The organism is Pseudomonas sp. Ant30-3, from assembly GCF_000690905.1.
Taxonomy (GTDB): domain Bacteria; phylum Pseudomonadota; class Gammaproteobacteria; order Pseudomonadales; family Pseudomonadaceae; genus Aquipseudomonas.
The window spans coordinates 33,793-51,759 of the sequence record NZ_JMCL01000047.1 but is presented as its reverse complement, the minus strand read 5'-3'; the positions used below and the strand labels follow the sequence as shown (position 1 = coordinate 51,759).

The window sequence follows — 17,967 nt, the reverse complement described above, 5'->3', positions numbered from 1 at the left end:
GGGTTTTTGCGTTTCTGGGTATATAGAAGTCCAATAACTTACTGAGCCTGGCGGCTCTTGTTGTGGCGAGGGGATTTATCCCCGTCAGACTGCGCTGCAGTCACTAGATAAGCACACGCGAAACATTGACTCTGAGGGCCGCTTCGCAGCCCAACGGGGATAAATCCCCTCGCCACAGTCGATCACCCTTCTCCCAAACTAGGCAAACGCACTTGAGAAACAATATCGTTTATCATTGTTTCAAAGTTTTACAATGCGACAGTGAGGAACCCTGCGAATGATGTTTCGAAATACCCTGCGCCGTGGCCTGACCATTACCCTGCTCGGCCTGGCCATCGCCACTCCCCTCACCCATGCGGCTGATCCGGTTTCCCTGACACTCTACAACGGCCAACACAAGGAAGTCGGCGACGCGGTTGCCAAGGCTTTCGAAGCCAAAACAGGCATTCACGTCAATGTGCGCAAAGGCAGCAGCAATCAGCTCGCCAGTCAGGTCGTCGAAGAAGGCGATCGCTCCCCCGCCGACGTCATTTACACCGAAGAATCGCCGCCGCTGAACAAGCTCGGCGAACAAGGCCTGCTCGCCCGGACCGACGCTGACACTCTCGCCGTGCTGCCAAAAGACTACGTCGCCGGCAATGGCACCTGGATCGGCATCACCGCGCGCGTTCGCGTGGTTGCGTTCAATCCAAAGCTGATCGACGAGAAAGACCTGCCGAAATCGGTGATGGAATTCTCCGACCCCAAATGGCAAGGCAAGGTCGGCTTCGTGCCCACCAGCGGCGCGTTCCAGGAACAAGCCGTGGCGATCATCAAAGTGCACGGTATGGATGCCGCTGAAGAATGGCTGACTGGCCTGCGCGCATTCGGCAAGACCTACAGCAATAACATGGTCGCTCTCAAGGCTGTGGAAAACGGCGAAGTCGCCACCGTGCTGGTGAATAATTACTACTGGTTCGCCCTGCAGCGTGAAAAAGGTCAGCTCGACTCGAAACTGCATTACTTCACCGGCGGTGACGTTGGCGGGCTGATCACTGTCTCCAGCGCTGCCGTGCTGAAATCCAGCAAGCATCCCAAAGAAGCCCAGCAATTCCTTGCCTACATGGCCAGCGAAGAAGGTCAGCGCGTGATCACCCAGACCACCGCCGAATACCCGCTGCACAAAGGCATGGAATCGGATCGCGGGCTCAAGCCGTTCAGCGAACTCGAAGCGCCGAAAGTCACACCTGCCGACCTCGGCAATGCCGAAGAAGCCCTCGACCTGGAACGTGACGTTGGCCTGAACTGATGAGCGCATCGTTATCCGCCCCCGCCTCACGCGGGGGTTACGTGCCACGGCGCAAACGCCCTTCGATCTGGTTGCTGCTGCCGGTTCTGCTGCTGGTTGTTCTGAGCCTGTTGCCGCTCGCTTACGTCGGATTGAAAACCTGGCAAGCAGGCTGGGCTGAGGCCGTGCATTTGCTGTGGCGACCGTATGTGTTCGGTTTGTTGCGCAACACCTTGGCATTGATGGTCGGCGTGACGGTTGCCTGCGGCGTGATCGGCCTGTCGCTAGCCTGGTTGCTGGAGCGCAGCAATTTACCGGGGCGGCGGGTCTGGGGCGTGATTCTGTGCTTGCCGTTTGCGGTACCGGCGTTTGTCAGCAGTTTCACTTGGGTGTCCCTGAGCGCGAGCTTTGAGGGCCTGGGTGGAGCGATTCTGGTGATGACCCTGTCCAAGTATCCGCTGATCTTTCTGCCGGTCGCGGCGACCTTGCGCAATCTTGATCCCTCGCTGGAAGAATCTGCACGGACACTGGGACAGAATCGCTGGGGCGTGTTTTTCCGCGTGACCTTGCCGCTGCTCTGGCCGTCGTTGCTGGCAGGCTCACTGCTGATTGCGCTGCACATGCTGGTGGAGTTCGGCGCGCTATCGATCATTGGCCTGCAGACTTTCACCACGGCAATTTATCAGCAGTTCGAACTGGAATTCAGCAACGCCAATGCGGCGATGCTTTCGGCGGTGCTGCTCGCGCTGTGCCTGATGTTGCTGTGGTGTGAGCTGCGCGTTCGCGGCAAGGGTCGGCATGTGCGCACCGGTCAAGGCGCGGCACGGCAGGCTGCGCAGGTGCAGCTCGGGCCCTGGGCAACCGCCGGACAGCTTTATTGTCTGACGCTATCAATCGTCGGCAGCGGCATTCCGCTGGGGATGCTGGCGTACTGGCTGGCGGTAGGTTCCTCCGCTGCGTTCCCGGTGGCGGCGATCAGCGAAGCGCTGCTGTCGTCTCTGGCCTTGTCGTTGGGCGGCGCAGCGCTGTGTCTGGTGCTCGCCGTCCCGGTTGGATTACTGGTGGTGCGCCACAAAGGTCAACTGGCGATCTGGGCCGAACGACTGCCGTACCTGCTGCATGCGCTGCCCGGGCTGGTCATTGCGCTGACGCTGGTGTATTTCGCCCTGCACTACGTGCCGGTGCTGTACCAGACCTCGGCCTTGTTGCTGATCGCCTATGCACTACTGTTTTTACCCCTGGCCCAGGCACCGATCCGCACGGCACTGAACAAGGCAGCGCCGCAACTTGAAGAAGCAGCGCGCACGCTGGGGGCGTCGTCCTTCACGGCATTTTGTCGGGTGACGCTACCGATCATTTTCCCGGCATTGGGCGCGGCCTTTGCGCTGGTGTTTCTGGATGCGATGAAGGAACTGACGGCGACACTGCTGCTGAGTCCGACCGGGCTGAATACGCTGGCGACAGAGGTGTGGGCGCATACCGCGAATGTTGAGTTTGCGGCAGCGGCGCCTTATGCGGCGTTGTTGATTCTGGTGTCGGGGTTACCGGTATATCTGCTGACGACGCGGATGCATCTGAGCCGCTGATGAAGCAAAGATCGCAGCCTGCGGCAGCTCCTACACGCAAATATGCGTTTGCGTAGGAGCTTCCGCAGGCTGCGATCTTTTGAACTTAAGCCCTGAACTGCCCCAGACTCGCCTTCAACTGCGCCGCCAATCCATCCAGTACCTTGCCGCTGGCTGTGGTTTCCACCACCGCCTGAGCTGCCTTTTCTGCCTGCGCATGAATGGTCTCGACCCGACCACGAACCGCTTGCGCGCCTTGCGCCTGATGCGCGGCTGCCTGCGTCGCCAGACCAATCGCGGCATGCACCTGCTCGACCGACGCCTGCACCGATTGCTGCAATCGCGCACTGTCACGCAACACCAGCAAACCTTCATTCGCCTGGCGCCCGGCCTGACCGATCGCTGCCACGGCCTCACGCGCGCCTTGCTGCAAGGCGACAATGTGCGCCTGGATGTCGCCGGTGGAGCTTTGCGTCTTGCTTGCCAACGCCCGCACTTCATCCGCCACCACCGCGAATCCACGGCCAGTCTCGCCGGCGCGTGCAGCTTCGATGGCCGCGTTCAGCGCCAGCAGGTTAGTCTGCTCGGCGATTCCGTGAATCACCGTCAGCACCACTTCAATCTGTTCACTCTGCTGCGCCAGTCGCTCAATTACTTGCGCGCCGGTATCGACCTGCCCGGCCAGCGCTTCGATGAGGCTGCCGACCTTCGCCGACGTCCGTGTGTTTTCATCAGTGGCGGAGCGAATGTCCACGACCTGCTGCAAAGCCGCCTGCATGGCGTGACTCTCGGACTGCGCCTCGTCTGCCATCTGCGACAGGGCGCGCAGACTTTCCGCCACCTCGTCGCGCTGCATGCCGGCCGCCGCATCGGCTCCGGCGTTGCGCAAGGTCATGGCGCCGATTTCAACGCCGGTACGCTGAGCCACATCGCCCGCCTCACGCACGATCGGCTGCAACTTATCCACAAAGCGATTGACCGCCGAGGCCATGTCGCCGATTTCATCCTTGCTGTTGATCTGCACGCGCTTGGTCAAGTCGCCTTCGCCTGCGGCCAAATCATCCATCGCAGCGATCAGCATTTTCAGGCGATTGACCACGCGACGGCCGAGCACAACGGCCAGCAACAGCAGCACGCCCAAGCCGACCAGCGCCAGGCCCATGCCGATACGCCAGCGCAAGGTCATTGCCGCTTCCTGAACGGTGTCGTTGGTATTCGCCTGCATTTCGGAGGCTGTGGCTTGCGCTGAGGTCAGACGCGCACGCATCGCGGTGGCGCTGTCAGCGGCAGCCCCCTTGAGGCTGTCCCCGACCAGCTGATCACTGCTGGCGATCAATGCCGAGAAGCGCTTGTCCAGCGCCGCCAGATCGGCTTCCACGGAAGCGGTGGAAACGCCCATCAACACTTTGCCGATCTCTACACCGTTAGGATTGATCGAGGCTTCGAGGTAATAAACCGAGGGATCGTTTTTGGCTGCATCGAGCACTTTGTCCAGCGCTCGTTCGCCCTGGCCCTTTTCCAGGAGCGCCTTGTTGATCGGGTTTTCCCGGTTCAGGTAACGGGTCAGATGCTGGCCGGTAGCGTCGTCGTAAACCACGAATAACACGTTGGGATTGCGCTGCGCCCGGCGGGCAAATTCGGACAGGGTGGGCACGTCGCTGTCCCACATGGCGCGGGGCGCGACCGAGGCCAGCAGCTGCGCCATATCGTTGGCGGAATCCTTCAGGCCTTTTTCCAGCGTCGCACGCAGTTGAGCCTGTTCGTCCTCCAGACGCGAAGACAAACCGGCCGTGAGGCGCTGCCGGGTACTGGTCGAGAGTGCGTCCAGGCTCGAGGTGACTTCGCGCCCCGCCTGCTCAAGTTCGCCGGACAGCTTTTGACTATCGGCACCGAGTTGCACAGCCAGATCGGCTTCCAGTGCAGTCACCGTGCTCCGGGTCAGAGCGACCGCTACCAGCACCTGCACCAAAAGAGCGATACCAAGCGTAACGAAGACGGGCCGCAACAAACGGCTTTGTAACAATGAGAGAACGGCTGACACGTGGAATCCCTCGGCTTTGGCGCCATTAAATTGATGGCACGCTGGTAGCGATGCTTTTATTCAACATCACAGCAAAGGTCATGCCGTCCCGAGGGCAGATACGACAAAGGGCCCAATCAAGGGCCCTTTGTGTTTTACATCAATAGCTTATTACGCGAACGGATGACGCAGAACGATGGTTTCGTTGCGGTCCGGGCCCGTCGAAATAATGTCAATCGGCGCACCGATCAGCTCTTCGACTCGTTTGATGTAGGCGCGTGCATTGGCTGGCAGCTCTTCCAGGGTTTTGGCACCCACGGTCGATTCGGTCCAGCCCGGCACTTCTTCGTAAACCGGCTGCAGACCGACGTAGCTGTCAGCGTCAGTCGGGGCAACATCCTGACCTTCTGCATCTTTGTAGCCGATGCAGATATTGATGGCTTCCAGACCGTCGAGTACATCCAGCTTGGTCAGGCAGATGCCCGAGATGCTGTTCACATCGATAGCGCGACGCAGGATAACGGCGTCAAACCAGCCGCAACGACGAGCCCGGCCGGTGGTCGCACCGAACTCATGACCTTGCTTGGCAAGGTGCGCACCGACGTCGTCGAACAGTTCAGTCGGGAATGGACCCGAGCCTACACGCGTGGTGTAAGCCTTGGTGATGCCCAGGATGTAGTCCAGGAACATCGGGCCAACGCCCGAACCGGTAGCAACACCGCCAGCGGTGGTGTTGGAGCTGGTCACGTACGGGTAAGTACCGTGGTCGATGTCCAGCAACGAACCTTGGGCGCCTTCAAACATGATGTCTTTGCCGGCGCGGCGCAGGTCGTGCAGCTCGGCCGTCACATCCAGCATCAGCGGCTTCAGCAGCTCAGCGTATTCCTTGCACTCGGCAAGGGTCTTTTCAAACTCGATGGCCGGCTCTTTGTAGTAACCCACCAGCATGAAGTTGTGGTAATCCACCAGTTCACGCAGTTTGTCTTCAAAGCGAGGCATGTTGAGCAGGTCGCCAACACGCAGGCCGCGACGTGCAACCTTGTCTTCGTAAGCCGGGCCGATGCCACGACCGGTGGTACCGATCTTCAGCTCGCCACGGGCCTTTTCACGGGCCTGGTCCAGCGCAACGTGGAAGGACAGGATCAGCGGGCAGGACGGACTGATGCGCAGACGCTCGCGTACCGGTACGCCTTTTTCTTCCAGCTTGATGATTTCCCGCAGCAGGGCGTCGGGTGCAACCACCACGCCGTTACCGATCAGGCACTGCACGCCTTCGCGCAGCACGCCCGACGGAATCAGGTGCAGAACGGTTTTTTCGCCGTCGATCACCAGCGTGTGACCGGCGTTGTGGCCACCTTGGTAGCGCACTACGGCGGCAGCATGTTCGGTCAGCAGATCAACGATCTTGCCTTTGCCCTCATCACCCCATTGGGTGCCCAGGACTACGACATTCTTACCCATAACACTTGTCCTCATTCGCGCAAACTTGGTGCCGGCCACGGGCCGACAGGAAAACTCAAGAAGCCAGTGGCGATACTTGCCACAGCCCGTTCTGCTGAATCAATTGCCGGTCGCAGTCCGCGTCACGGGCGGCGGCCAAAGGTTGCCCGGGCAAAGCCTGAACAACACGCTGACCCTCACTGCGCAACTGGCAAACCTGCTGCCAGAGTGCTGCATCCGTACTGTCGGGCATCCAGATACCGCCAGACGGTAACTCGATATCAGCACGCCCCAGGGTCACCAGGGTTTTCAAATCGGTAGAGAAACCGGTTGCCGGACGGGCGCGACCAAAGTCGGCGCCGATGTCGTCGTAACGACCGCCCTGAGCGATGGACTGGCCAACACCCGGGACGAATACGGCAAATACCACACCGGTGTGGTAGTGATACCCGCGCAATTCGCCCAGATCGAAGTACAGCGGCAACTGCGGGAAACGCACGGACAAACGCTCGGCAATCGCCAGCAGGTCGTCCAGCGCCGCTAGCACAGGCGCCGGCGCATTCGCCAAACGATCACGCGCGGCGGCCAGCACTTCACGCCCGCCACACAAATCGACCAGCGCCCGCAGCATGCCCGACAGGTCTGTAGGCAAGCCTTCGGTCAAAGTAATGACCTCGTCGATGGCCTTGCGTTGCAATGCGTCGAACAGCTGTTGCTCGACTTCACCGGACAAACCGGCAGCGCGGGCCAGGCCGCGATAGATGCCGACATGCCCGAGGTCCATGTGCACGTCCGGCACATCGGCCAGCTGCAGCATCGCCAGCATCAGGCTGATGACTTCCACATCACTGCTCGGGCTCGCATCGCCGTACAACTCTGCGCCCAGTTGAATCGGGCTGCGCGAGGACGACAAGGCACGCGGCTGAGCGTGCAGCACACTGCCGGCGTAGCACAGACGGCTCGGGCCTTCACGACGCAGGGTGTGCGCATCAATGCGTGCAACCTGCGGCGTGATGTCTGCACGAAAGCCCATCTGCCGGCCGGATTGCGGGTCGATGACCTTGAAGGTACGCAAATCGAGATCGGAGCCCGCGCCGGTCAGCAGGGATTCGAGGTACTCGATATGGGGAGTCACGACAAACTCGTAACCCCAGCTCTGGAACAGATCCAACACCTGACGGCGCGCTACTTCAATGCGCGCCGCTTCCGGTGGCAGTACTTCTTCGATGCCATCTGGCAGCAGCCAGCGGTCTACCGTTGCCATTACGCCATTCCCCTATGATCCGGGCAGCAAGCCCTTGGGCGAGCCTTGAGTGAAGCAGAAAATGATCGGTCCATGAGCAAACCACGCGCATGAGCAACATGACGAAAAGCCTGAATCGGCCTCGCCATCCACTTTCCTCGAAAAACCTGTCGAGTCGTTCGACTCGGTCGTCTGCCTGAACAGCAATCAAACGTACAGACGCAAAAAAGCCGGGAATTTCCCGGCTGCCGCATCATACACTCGTTTTTCCAAAGGATCACCCCGCCCGAGGTTTTAGCCGCCAGGCGGGGATGATTCAGGTCACCGAGTTATCAAGGTTTGGCTTTTTCCAGGTAACGGAAGAAGTCGCTGCTTGGGTCCAGGACCATGACGTCGGATTTGTTCGCGAAGCTTTCGCGGTAAGCACGCAGGCTACGGTAGAAACCATAGAACTCCTGATCCTGACCATATGCCTTGGAGTAGATCGCAGCGGCCTGAGCATCACCGTCACCGCGAACCTCTTCAGATTCACGATAGGCTTCAGCGAGCAGTACACGGCGTTGACGATCGGCGTCAGCACGAATGCCTTCCGCCAATTCGTTACCCTTGGCACGGTGTTCACGAGCTTCACGCTCACGCTCGGAGCTCATGCGCTCGAACACGCTACGGTTCACTTCCTTCGGCAGATCGATGGCCTTGACCCGAACATCAACTACTTCAATGCCCAGCTCTTTTTCCGCCATCTTGTTCAGCGAAGCAGTGATATCGGTCATCAGCGCATCACGCTCACCGGATACTACTTCGTGAAGCGTGCGCTTACCGAACTGGTCACGCAGACCCGATTCGAGACGACGCGACAGGCGTTCATCGGCGATCTGCTTGAGACCGGATGTCGCAGTGTAGTAACGCTCTGCGTCTTTCACGCGCCATTTGGCGTAGGCATCGACCATGACCGCTTTCTTTTCAAGCGTCAGGAAGCGCTGCGTAGGTGCATCCAGCGTCATCAGGCGTGCATCGAACTTACGCACCTGGTTAACGTAAGGCACTTTCACATGCAGGCCCGGCTGAACATCGGCCTGAACCACACGACCAAATTGCAGCAGCACCGCACGCTCGGTCTGAGCCACGATGTAGAAGCAGTTCCAGGCTGCGATCGCCAGAACGACGACAACAATTAGAGTGATCAGCGATTTATTGCTCATCAGCGACTCTCCCTGGTACGTGCCGGCTGTTGTTGCAGTTCAGCTGCGGCACGTGCATTCGCTTCATTGCTGGTGGCTGCCGCACCGCTCACGGGAGCACTGGTGTTGCGACCACTTTCGACCATCTTGTCCAGCGGCAAGTACAGCAGATTGCTCTGGCCATTCTTGTTGCCGGTCACGAGAACCTTGCTGGTGTTACTGAAGACTTCCTGCATGGTGTCCAGATACAGACGCTCGCGGGTGACTTCAGGGGCCTTGCGATACTCGCTGACCAGTTTGGTAAAGCGATCGGCTTCACCCTTGGCGCGCGAAACGGTTTCGTCGCGGTAACCGTTGGCATCCTCGAGGATGCGCTGGGCCTGACCACGAGCTTCCGGCACGACGCCGTTGGCATAGGTTTCGGCCTGGTTGCGCGAACGCTGCTCGTCTTCACGGGCGCGAATCACGTCATCGAAAGCTTCCTGCACTTCACGCGGTGCCGCTGCGCTCTGTACGTTGACCTGAGTGACGGTGATACCGGTGCGATAGGTATCCATGAAGCGTTGCAGACGCTCCTTGATTTCGCTGGCCATCAACTCACGACCTTCAGTCAGCACCTGATCCATCGCGGTAGAACCCACCACATGGCGCAAGGCACTTTCGGTCGCGTGCTGCAGACTGATTTCCGGCTGATCAACGCTCAGCACGAAGTCCTGCAGGTTGCTGATCTTGTACTGCACAGTCAGCGGCACTTCGACGATGTTCTCGTCTTCAGTCAGCATTTGACCCTGCTTGGTGTAGGCCCGCTCACGCGTGACGTTTTCCATGTACTTGCGATCAATCGGCGGGAAATAGATGTTCAGACCCGGGCCAACCGTTTCGTAATACTTGCCGAAGCGGAGGACTACTGCTTGCTCCTGCTCGTCGACGACATAGACCGCGCTGTACAGCCACACGGCAGCCAGCACGACGAGCACGATGCCGAGAATGCCGCCGAAGCCGCCACTCCTGCCCGAACCGCCGCCATCGTCACCACGTTTCTTACCACCACCGAACAACCCGTTCAGGCTTTCCTGCAGCTTTCGGAAGGCCTCGTCGAGATCCGGTGGTCCCTTGCGGTCGCCGTTATTGCGGCGCTTGCCACCCCAAGGATCCTGATTATTCGAGTTGCCACCCGGCTCATTCCAAGCCATAGCGCTCTCCATCTGATAAAGCAAAGACGCACCCACGGCGCGCCGACCAATGCTACAGAATGCCTGTCACCACGGCACAACCGCTTTCTCAGGCTTTTATTGCAAAGTGTGTTGCTCGATGAATTCCATCGGCTGCATTCCCTCGCGGCTCACCAGTCGATTCAACTCGATGCGTGGCAAACGAACGGCCAGCAGGCAGATGCCTTCTTCGTCGTGTTCTTCTTTCTGTACCGCACCCAACTCGAAAAACTGCGCTCGCAGTCGAGCAAAACGTTGCGGCAAGCGCAAGGTACCGATAAACAACTCACTGCCCAGCAACTCGGCAATGGCTTGTTCCAGCAACTCAAGACCGCTGCCATCACGCGCCGACAGCCAGACCCTGAGGGGCTTGCCGTTTTCGTCGCGCTGGATTTGCGGCTCAACGCCTTCAAGCAAATCGAGTTTGTTATAGACCTCGAGGATCGGCAAGTCCTGAGCACCAATCTCGCCCAGCACCACCATAACCTGCTCGATCTGCAACATGCGATCCGGTTCAGCCGCATCGATAACGTGCAGCAGCAGGTCGGAGTTGCTCGACTCTTCGAGAGTAGATCGAAATGCCTCAACCAGCTTGTGCGGCAAGTGACGAATGAAACCTACGGTGTCGGCCAGGACAATCGGCCCCAGGTCGTCTAATTCAAGACGGCGCAAGGTCGGGTCCAGCGTGGCGAACAACTGGTCGGCCGCATACACGTCGGATTTCGTCACGTTATTGAAAAGCGTGGATTTACCGGCGTTGGTATACCCCACCAGCGACACGGTAGGGATATCCGCACGCGTACGGCCACGTCGCGACTGTTCGCGCTGGCTGCGCACCTTTTCCAGGCGGCCCTTGATCTGGCGCAGGCGAACCCGCAGCAAACGGCGGTCGGTTTCCAGCTGGGTTTCACCTGGGCCGCGCATGCCGATACCGCCACCTTGACGTTCAAGGTGAGTCCAGCCTCGAACCAGCCGGGTGCTCATGTGATCAAGCTGGGCCAGTTCGACCTGGAGCTTGCCTTCATGGGTACGGGCGCGTTGGGCAAAAATATCGAGAATCAGACCGGTACGGTCGATCACGCGACACTCGAAAACTCGTTCGAGGTTACGTTCCTGACTAGGTGTGAGGACGTGATTGAAGATCACCAGGTCTGCCTTTTCGGCATGGACCAGATCGCGCAATTCCTCGACCTTGCCGCTGCCGATCAGGAACTTGGCGGTTGGCCGATGACGCGGCACGTTAAGAAACGCAACGGTCTCGGCGCCGGCCGAATTAGCCAATTCCTGAAACTCCTGCGGATCTTCGCGCGCCTCAGGGTCCTGTCCATCCAAGTGAACGAGGATTACTCGCTCACCACCACCGTGGCGCTCAAAGAACAAAGGAGACTCCTATCAGGCGTTACCTGGCTCAGCGTCACCTGCTTCGGATTCGGTTGCGCTAGGCAGACGAATTGGACGAACCGGGACCACTGTAGAGATAGCGTGTTTGTAAACCATCTGGCTGACGGTGTTTTTCAGCAGGATAACGAACTGGTCGAACGACTCGATCGTGCCTTGCAGCTTGATCCCGTTGACCAGGTAGATGGAAACCCCCACTTTCTCTTTACGTAAAGTATTCAAGTAAGGGTCTTGTAGCGAATGCCCTTTTGACATGTGCCGCACTCCTTTAAGGATTCAATATAAAAAATAGGTAATCAGATGGCTTGTGACCGTCACACCCCCAAGGATAGACGGCAATTGCAAGGACTCAGCTCAATATGGAGATGGTCCCCAGGTATTTCAAGGCGCGCGGCAGATTGTCGCAATCCAGGCTGTCCAGCCAATGCAAGTCAGCCCAACTGCGCAGCCAGGTGAACTGGCGCTTCGCCAATTGGCGCGTGGCAATGATTCCACGCTCCTGCATCTCGGCTTGCGTCAGCTTGCCATCCAGGTAGTCCCAGGCTTGTCGGTAGCCTACCGCACGTATAGACGGCAACCCTGAATGCAGGTCACTTCGCTCACGCAGGGCTACGACCTCGTCAATGAATCCCTGTTCCAACATTAAAGTGAATCTTTGTTTAATTCGCTCGTGCAATACCTGACGATCTGCCGGAGCAATGGCCAGGTTCGCGACAGTATAGGGTAATTGTTGCAGTCCCGAAGCGGCTGCTTCAGTACTTTGCGCACTTTGTCTGAGCCGCAGCTCGGTCATGCTCTGACCGCTCACGCGATAAACTTCCAGGGCCCGACTGAGACGCTGCGGATCGTTCGGATGAATACGTGCGGCAGAGACCGGGTCGATGGCCGCCAATTGCTGGTGCAAGGCTTGCCAACCAAGGCGCGCGGCTTCTTCTTCGATCTGTGCACGCACCTCGGCATCGGCGGCCGGCATGTCCGCCAGACCTTCGAGCAACGCCTTGTAATAGAGCATCGTGCCGCCCACCAACAGCGGAATCCTGCCCCGCGCGGTGACCTGGGCCATCGCTTCAAGGGCATCACGACGAAAATCGGCCGCCGAATAACTCTCTGCCGGATCGAGAATGTCGATCAGGCGATGCGGGAATTCGGTCAGAAGTTCTTTCGACGGCTTGGCGGTGCCGATGTCCATGCCCCGGTAAACCAGCGCCGAGTCGACACTGATCAATTCGCACGGCAGGACTTTCGTCAGTTCGATGGCCAGGTCGGTCTTGCCCGCTGCGGTCGGGCCCATCAGGAAAATCGCAGGAGGGAGCTGGTTCATCAACGGCCGCGCAGGAACAGTTTGTCCAGATCGTCCAGGCCCAACTGGGTCCAGGTCGGTCGGCCGTGGTTGCATTGACCGCTGCGCTCGGTGTTTTCCATGTCGCGCAGCAGGCCGTTCATTTCCGGCAGGGCCAGTCGCCGATTCGCCCGAATCGCACCGTGACAAGCCATAGTGCCGAGCAGCTCATTCAGATGAGCCTGAATGCGGTCGCTGGTGCCGTATTCCATCAAGTCCGCCAGCACGTCACTGACCAGCCGATTGGCTTCGGCCTGCTTAAGCAGCGCAGGGATCTGCCGGATCGCCAGTGTCTCCGGGCCGAGGCGTTGCAACTCAAAACCCAGGCGCTGAAACCATGCAATATTTTCTTCGGCGCAGTCGGCTTCACGTTGACTGACGGCCAGGGATTCCGGGACCAGCAGCGGCTGCCCGCTCAGGCCTTCGCTGGCCATCGCGACTTTCAAGCGCTCGTACATGATCCGCTCGTGGGCAGCGTGCATGTCCACCAGCACCAGGCCCTGAGCGTTCTCGGACAGAATATAGATGCCCTTGAGCTGCGCCAGCGCATAGCCCAGTGGCGGGATATCGTCCTGCCCGGCTGGCAGTGCTACGGCATTGGCTTCGGGCAGCGGAGCGAAAAACTCTCGGTAGGCCGCTTGAGCTTCCGCAACGGGCACACCGGATTGCGCCTGTGGTTTGTACTGATATTGGTAACCGGCCCCGGCACCAGAGCCCGCCGCCGTATTGAACGACGGTTGGGCCTGAGGGTGTTCAAGCAGCGCATTGGCAGCCAGGCGCATCTCGCCCTGCGGACCGAACTCACCCGCCTCGGCGCCGGTCGGGCGAACGATGGCCGTCGCAACAGGCGCGGCCAGATGATCGTCCGGGCGCACATCGCCCAATGCGCGGTGCAATGTCCCGTAAAGAAAATCGTGAACCATGCGCCCGTCACGGAAGCGTACTTCGTGCTTGGTCGGGTGCACGTTGACGTCGACGCCGGCCGGATCGACTTCGAAGAACAGCACAAACGTCGGATGGCGGCCATTGAACAGCACATCGCGGTAAGCCTGACGCACCGCGTGGGCCACCAACTTGTCGCGCACCGCACGGCCATTGACGAAGAAATATTGCAGGTCGGCCTGGCTGCGATTGAACGTCGGCAAACCGACCCAGCCCCACAAATGCAGGCCGTTGCGTTCGATCTCGATCGGCAGCGCCTGCTCGAGAAACCCCGAACCGCAAATCGCCGCGACACGCCGGGCGCGGGCGGCGTCGTCATGAGCTTCGTGCAGACTGAGGATGGTCTTGCCGTTGTGGCGCAAATGAAACGCCACATCGAAGCGCGCCAGTGCCAGGCGTTTGATCACTTCCTGCAGATGGTCAAATTCGGTTTTTTCGGTTTTGAGAAACTTGCGTCGCGCCGGGGTGTTGAAGAACAGGTCACGCACTTCCACCGAGGTGCCGACCGGATGCGCGGCGGGCTGCACGCGGGGCGCCATGTCCCGGCCTTCGGTTTCGACCTGCCAGGCCTGCTCCGCTTCGCGGGTGCGCGAGGTCAAGGTCAAACGGGCGACAGAGCTGATCGACGCCAGCGCCTCACCGCGAAAGCCCAGGCTCATGACCTGCTCGAGGTCTTCCAGGTTGCGAATCTTGCTGGTGGCGTGACGAGCCAGGGCCAGCGGTAAATCATCAGCGGAAATGCCGCTGCCATCGTCGCGCACCCGCAACAGCTTCACGCCGCCCTGCTCGACATCGACGTCGATGCGTTTGGCGCCGGAGTCGAGGCTGTTTTCCAGCAGTTCCTTGATCACCGAAGCCGGACGCTCGACCACTTCGCCCGCCGCAATCTGGTTCGCCAGTCGCGGGCTGAGCAGCTCGATGCGAGCCCCGTTGATTACCACTTGATTCATTCCTTGGCCGCCAGTTCTGTGCCAGGAATGGTCAGGTGTTGACCCGCTTTCAAATCGTCGCTTTTCAGATTATTGGCGCTGCGCAGCGACGCCGGGGAGACCTGATAGCGCACCGCAATCATCGCCAGCGTTTCGCCAGGATTGACCCGATGATCGCGTGGACCTTGGGCGATGCCGCCGGAATCACGCAGCCAGGAAATGTAGGTGCCCGGCGGCGGATTCTGCTGGAAGAACTGACGTACGCCGCTGCTGATCGAGCGGGCCAGCGCTTGCTGATGGCTCGCAGCCGCCAGTTTCGAGGCTTCGTTGGCGTTGGAAATAAACCCGGTTTCGACCAGGATCGACGGGATGTCCGGCGACTTGAGCACCATGAAGCCCGCCTGCTCTACGCGTTGTTTGTGCAACGGCGTGACCCGACCGATATTGGTAAGGACTTTCTGGCCGACGTTCAGGCTGGAAGTCAGGGACGCGGTCATCGACAGGTCGAGCAGCACGCCCGCGAGCATGCGGTCCTTGTCGTCGAGACTGACGTTGCCGGCACCGCCGATCAGGTCGGAACGGTTTTCACTGTCGGCCAGCCAACGGGCTGTTTCCGAGGTGGCGCCGCGATCAGACAAGGCAAACACCGATGCACCGAACGCTGCCTTGGACGGCGCCGCATCGGCGTGAATCGAAACAAACAGGTCGGCGCCCTTCTTGCGGGCGATTTCAGTACGGCCGCGCAAAGGAATGAAGTAGTCGCCGGTACGTGTGAGTTCGGCGCGGAAACCTTTCATGCCGTTGACCTGACGCTGCAGTTCGCGAGCGATGGCCAGCACCACATCTTTTTCGCGCTGACCGCGGGAGCCCGAGGCGCCCGGGTCTTCACCGCCGTGACCGGCATCAATGACGACAATGATATCGCGCTTGCCGGCCGGAGCTGGCGGCAGTTTGACCGGCGGATCGATCGGAGTGACCGGCACCGGAGCGACTTTGGCGACATTGGTCGGCACCGGAATCGGCGCGGCATCGGCGGCGTTGTCGAACAGGTCGACCACCAGACGATTACCGTACTGCGCGTTCGGCGCCAGGCTGAAGCTTTTCGGCGTGACGGCTTTTTTCAGATCGATAACCACGCGCAAGTCAGTCGGCGTACGCTGAGCCGAACGCATGGCGGTAATCGGCGTGTTCGAGGCGTTGACGTTCAGCGGAGCACCGAGGGTGGCGCCATTGATGTCGATGACCAGTCGATCCGGGGATGTCAGGGTGAAGACGCTGTGCTGCACCGGCCCTGTCAGGTCAAACACCAGTCGTGTGTTGTCCGGCGCCCGCCACAGACGAACACTGTTGACCTTCGTCTCGGCCACAGCATCGACGGTCACCGCCAAAAACAACAACCCTACGGCAGCTACCATCGCGCGAAAGCGCATACCAGACCCCATCATTTAATTGGATTCCAATGCCAAAGCGGCACACCAGGACTCGCCGCGCGAGCCTTGGGACAAAATTTTCAGCGAGCGACCGCTGTCATGCGTGCTAATGGTAATGGTCAGGTCGGGCTTTGGCAAAAAGCCTGCACCCTTCTGGGGCCATTCGATCAAGCATAGTGCGTCATCTTCGAAGTAGTCACGAATACCGAGGTACTCGAGTTCTTCAGGATCGACCAGTCGATAAAGGTCGAAATGGAAGGCGCGGATGTCGCCGATCTCGTAAGGCTCGACCAGCGTGAACGTCGGACTTTTTACCGCACCCACATGCCCCAACCCACGGATAATGCCCCGGGACAGCGTGGTTTTCCCCGCACCCAGATCCCCTTCCAGAAAAATCAGACCATGCCCCTCCGTGGTTTTTGCGATGCGGGCGCCGAACGCGGTCATCGCTTCTTCATCAGCCAGGTACAGGGTTACTTCAGACACGGTGCTTGCTCCTCCAACAACTGACGAATGGCTGGAATCAGATCACTGGCCGCCAGCCCACGGCCCGATATACCTTCCTGCGCGCCGGCATTGGCATGCAGCCAGACGCCTAGGCACGCCGCCTCGAATGCAGTCATGCCCTGAGCGCGCAGCGCGCCGATCAGCCCGGCGAGAACATCGCCCAAACCGGCGGTGGCCATGGCGGGATGCCCTTGATGACACACTGCCAGACGCCCATCGGGACTGGCAATCAGGCTGCCGGCGCCTTTCAAGACCACCACCGCTGCATATTTTTTGCTCAAAGCATGAGCGGCGCCCGGGCGGTCGGCCTGCACGTCGGCCGTCGATACTCCCAGCAACCGCGCCGCTTCGCCCGGATGCGGTGTGATCACGCAATCTTTGGGCAGACTCGCGGCTTGTTCAGACAATAAATTCAACGCATCGGCGTCCCAGACCTGCGGCAGCGGCGTATTGGCCGCCGCCGACAGCAGACTGCGTCCCCAGGCCGCTTGGCCCAGACCCGGGCCGACGACCAAAATCGATACTTTTTCAAGCAAACCAATCAACTGATTGGCCGAGGCAGTGCCGAGCACCATGGCTTCGGGAATTCTGGCCAACGCGGCGGGCACGTGTTCGGTGCGAGTGGCGACAGAAACCATGCCCGCGCCACTGCGCAAGGCGCTTTGCGCGCTCAGCAGGATGGCGCCGCCGAAGCCACGATCACCGCCAATCAGCAATACGTGACCGAACTGACCCTTGTGAGCCGTTGAAGCGCGTGCCAGCAGACGAGGCAAATTGCCGGGGTTGAGGCGCCGAGCACTGATGTCGATCCCGTTCAGCAGTTCCGGTGCGGTTTGCAGATCATTGAAGACCAGTTCGCCGACCACATCAGCCGCATCGCCGGTGAACAGGCCAACTTTCAAGCCGATGAAGGTCACGGTCAAATCTGCCCGAACCGCGGCGCCGAGCAGGCGACCCGAGTCGGCGCACAGGCCCGAGGGAATATCCACCGCCGCCACCGCCAAACCGCTGGCATTGATTGCTGCGATCACGCTGGCGTACGGCTCCCGAACCTCACCTCTCACACCGGTGCCGAGCAATGCATCCAGCACAATTCCGCGCAGTTCGGCGTGCGCGGTCCAGGCCTTAACGTCGACACCTTCAGCGACAGCTTCAGCGTGGGCCCGCGCCGCATCGCCTTGCAAACGCTGCGGCTCACCCGCCGCCAGCACGCGCACTTGCCAACCGGCCCGCTGCGCCAGAAGCGCCACCAGATAACCATCACCGGCATTGTTGCCATGGCCGGCGACCACGCTCAATTCGTTCGCCGTCGGCCACTGACGCACCAGCGCGCGCCAGGTCGCGCGCGCGGCACGCTGCATCAATTCGAAGCCCGGCGTGCCGGCCGCAATCAGGCTCGCATCGATGGCGCGCACTTGCGCGGCGCTGTACAGCGCGTCGGGTAAATCATCTTTAGTGTGCAGCATGCGTCTTCGGGCTCCGATGTCTGGCAGAA

General features: G+C 60.0%; 14 protein-coding genes. 2 read left to right on the top strand and 12 right to left on the bottom strand.

Annotated features, from left to right (window positions below):
- Positions 1–277: 277 nt before the first annotated feature.
- The gene (locus tag DU29_RS0112445; RefSeq protein ID WP_028622011.1) at positions 278–1,288 is read left to right on the top strand and encodes an iron ABC transporter substrate-binding protein; all 1,011 of its coding nucleotides are present in this window, start codon (positions 278–280) and stop codon (positions 1,286–1,288) included.
- Positions 1,288–2,853, top strand: coding sequence for an ABC transporter permease (locus DU29_RS0112440; RefSeq protein WP_028622010.1), 1,566 nt, complete (start codon positions 1,288–1,290; stop codon positions 2,851–2,853). Before DU29_RS0112445 ends, DU29_RS0112440 begins: the two co-directional genes overlap by 1 nt.
- Positions 2,854–2,938: 85 nt before the next feature.
- On the opposite strand, the gene DU29_RS0112435 is transcribed toward DU29_RS0112440, so the two are convergent.
- The 12 genes from DU29_RS0112435 to DU29_RS0112380 form a co-directional block, all read right to left on the bottom strand.
- A complete protein-coding gene (locus tag DU29_RS0112435) occupies positions 2,939–4,873 on the bottom strand; it encodes a methyl-accepting chemotaxis protein (protein WP_028622009.1) in 1,935 nt (644 codons plus the stop codon).
- Positions 4,874–5,023: 150 nt separating this feature from the next.
- Positions 5,024–6,313: an adenylosuccinate synthase gene (locus DU29_RS0112430; RefSeq protein WP_028622008.1), complete on the bottom strand. Its 1,290-nt coding sequence runs from the start codon at positions 6,311–6,313 to the stop codon at positions 5,024–5,026.
- A gap of 55 nt (positions 6,314–6,368) precedes the next feature.
- On the bottom strand, positions 6,369–7,556 hold the full coding sequence (locus DU29_RS0112425) for an ATP phosphoribosyltransferase regulatory subunit (RefSeq protein ID WP_028622007.1): 1,188 nt from the start codon (positions 7,554–7,556) through the stop codon (positions 6,369–6,371).
- A gap of 311 nt (positions 7,557–7,867) precedes the next feature.
- Positions 7,868–8,737, bottom strand: a complete 870-nt coding sequence (gene hflC, locus DU29_RS0112420; RefSeq protein WP_028622006.1) for a protease modulator HflC — start codon at positions 8,735–8,737, stop codon at positions 7,868–7,870.
- Positions 8,737–9,909, bottom strand: a complete 1,173-nt coding sequence (hflK, locus tag DU29_RS0112415; protein WP_028622005.1) for an FtsH protease activity modulator HflK — start codon at positions 9,907–9,909, stop codon at positions 8,737–8,739. The genes hflC and hflK overlap by 1 nt, the downstream gene beginning before the upstream one ends.
- Positions 9,910–10,005: 96 nt before the next feature.
- Positions 10,006–11,307, bottom strand: a complete 1,302-nt coding sequence (gene hflX, locus DU29_RS0112410) for a ribosome rescue GTPase HflX (RefSeq protein ID WP_028622004.1) — start codon at positions 11,305–11,307, stop codon at positions 10,006–10,008.
- Between the two features lie 12 nt (positions 11,308–11,319).
- A complete protein-coding gene (gene hfq, locus DU29_RS0112405; RefSeq protein WP_007902656.1) occupies positions 11,320–11,580 on the bottom strand; it encodes an RNA chaperone Hfq in 261 nt (86 codons plus the stop codon).
- 94 nt (positions 11,581–11,674) lie between these two features.
- The gene (gene miaA / locus DU29_RS0112400; protein WP_028622003.1) at positions 11,675–12,646 is read right to left on the bottom strand and encodes a tRNA (adenosine(37)-N6)-dimethylallyltransferase MiaA; all 972 of its coding nucleotides are present in this window, start codon (positions 12,644–12,646) and stop codon (positions 11,675–11,677) included.
- Positions 12,646–14,556 carry a DNA mismatch repair endonuclease MutL gene (mutL, locus tag DU29_RS0112395; protein WP_028622002.1) on the bottom strand — a complete coding sequence of 637 codons (1,911 nt, stop codon included), beginning with the start codon at positions 14,554–14,556 and terminating at the stop codon, positions 12,646–12,648. Before mutL ends, miaA begins: the two co-directional genes overlap by 1 nt.
- Positions 14,553–15,980, bottom strand: a complete 1,428-nt coding sequence (locus DU29_RS0112390; protein WP_028622001.1) for an N-acetylmuramoyl-L-alanine amidase — start codon at positions 15,978–15,980, stop codon at positions 14,553–14,555. The genes mutL and DU29_RS0112390 overlap by 4 nt, the downstream gene beginning before the upstream one ends.
- Entirely contained in the window at positions 15,981–16,451 is a 471-nt protein-coding gene (tsaE, locus tag DU29_RS0112385; protein WP_028622000.1) for a tRNA (adenosine(37)-N6)-threonylcarbamoyltransferase complex ATPase subunit type 1 TsaE, read from the bottom strand.
- Entirely contained in the window at positions 16,439–17,938 is a 1,500-nt protein-coding gene (locus DU29_RS0112380; protein WP_028621999.1) for a bifunctional ADP-dependent NAD(P)H-hydrate dehydratase/NAD(P)H-hydrate epimerase, read from the bottom strand. Before DU29_RS0112380 ends, tsaE begins: the two co-directional genes overlap by 13 nt.
- Between the last annotated feature and the right edge of the window lie 29 nt (positions 17,939–17,967).

Excerpts from the sequence above, each read along its gene's own strand:
- DU29_RS0112390 (WP_028622001.1), bottom strand. The coding sequence starts at position 15,980 with ATGATGGGGTCTGGTATGCGCTTTCGCGCGATGGTAGCTGCCGTAGGG.
- DU29_RS0112440 (WP_028622010.1), top strand. The coding sequence starts at position 1,288 with ATGAGCGCATCGTTATCCGCCCCCGCCTCACGCGGGGGTTACGTGCCA.
- DU29_RS0112380 (WP_028621999.1), bottom strand. The coding sequence starts at position 17,938 with ATGCTGCACACTAAAGATGATTTACCCGACGCGCTGTACAGCGCCGCG.
- miaA (WP_028622003.1), bottom strand. The coding sequence starts at position 12,646 with ATGAACCAGCTCCCTCCTGCGATTTTCCTGATGGGCCCGACCGCAGCG.
- hflC (WP_028622006.1), bottom strand. The coding sequence starts at position 8,737 with ATGAGCAATAAATCGCTGATCACTCTAATTGTTGTCGTCGTTCTGGCG.
- mutL (WP_028622002.1), bottom strand. The coding sequence starts at position 14,556 with ATGAATCAAGTGGTAATCAACGGGGCTCGCATCGAGCTGCTCAGCCCG.
- hfq (WP_007902656.1), bottom strand. The coding sequence starts at position 11,580 with ATGTCAAAAGGGCATTCGCTACAAGACCCTTACTTGAATACTTTACGT.
- DU29_RS0112445 (WP_028622011.1), top strand. The coding sequence starts at position 278 with ATGATGTTTCGAAATACCCTGCGCCGTGGCCTGACCATTACCCTGCTC.
- DU29_RS0112430 (WP_028622008.1), bottom strand. The coding sequence starts at position 6,313 with ATGGGTAAGAATGTCGTAGTCCTGGGCACCCAATGGGGTGATGAGGGC.
- hflK (WP_028622005.1), bottom strand. The coding sequence starts at position 9,909 with ATGGCTTGGAATGAGCCGGGTGGCAACTCGAATAATCAGGATCCTTGG.
- DU29_RS0112425 (WP_028622007.1), bottom strand. The coding sequence starts at position 7,556 with ATGGCAACGGTAGACCGCTGGCTGCTGCCAGATGGCATCGAAGAAGTA.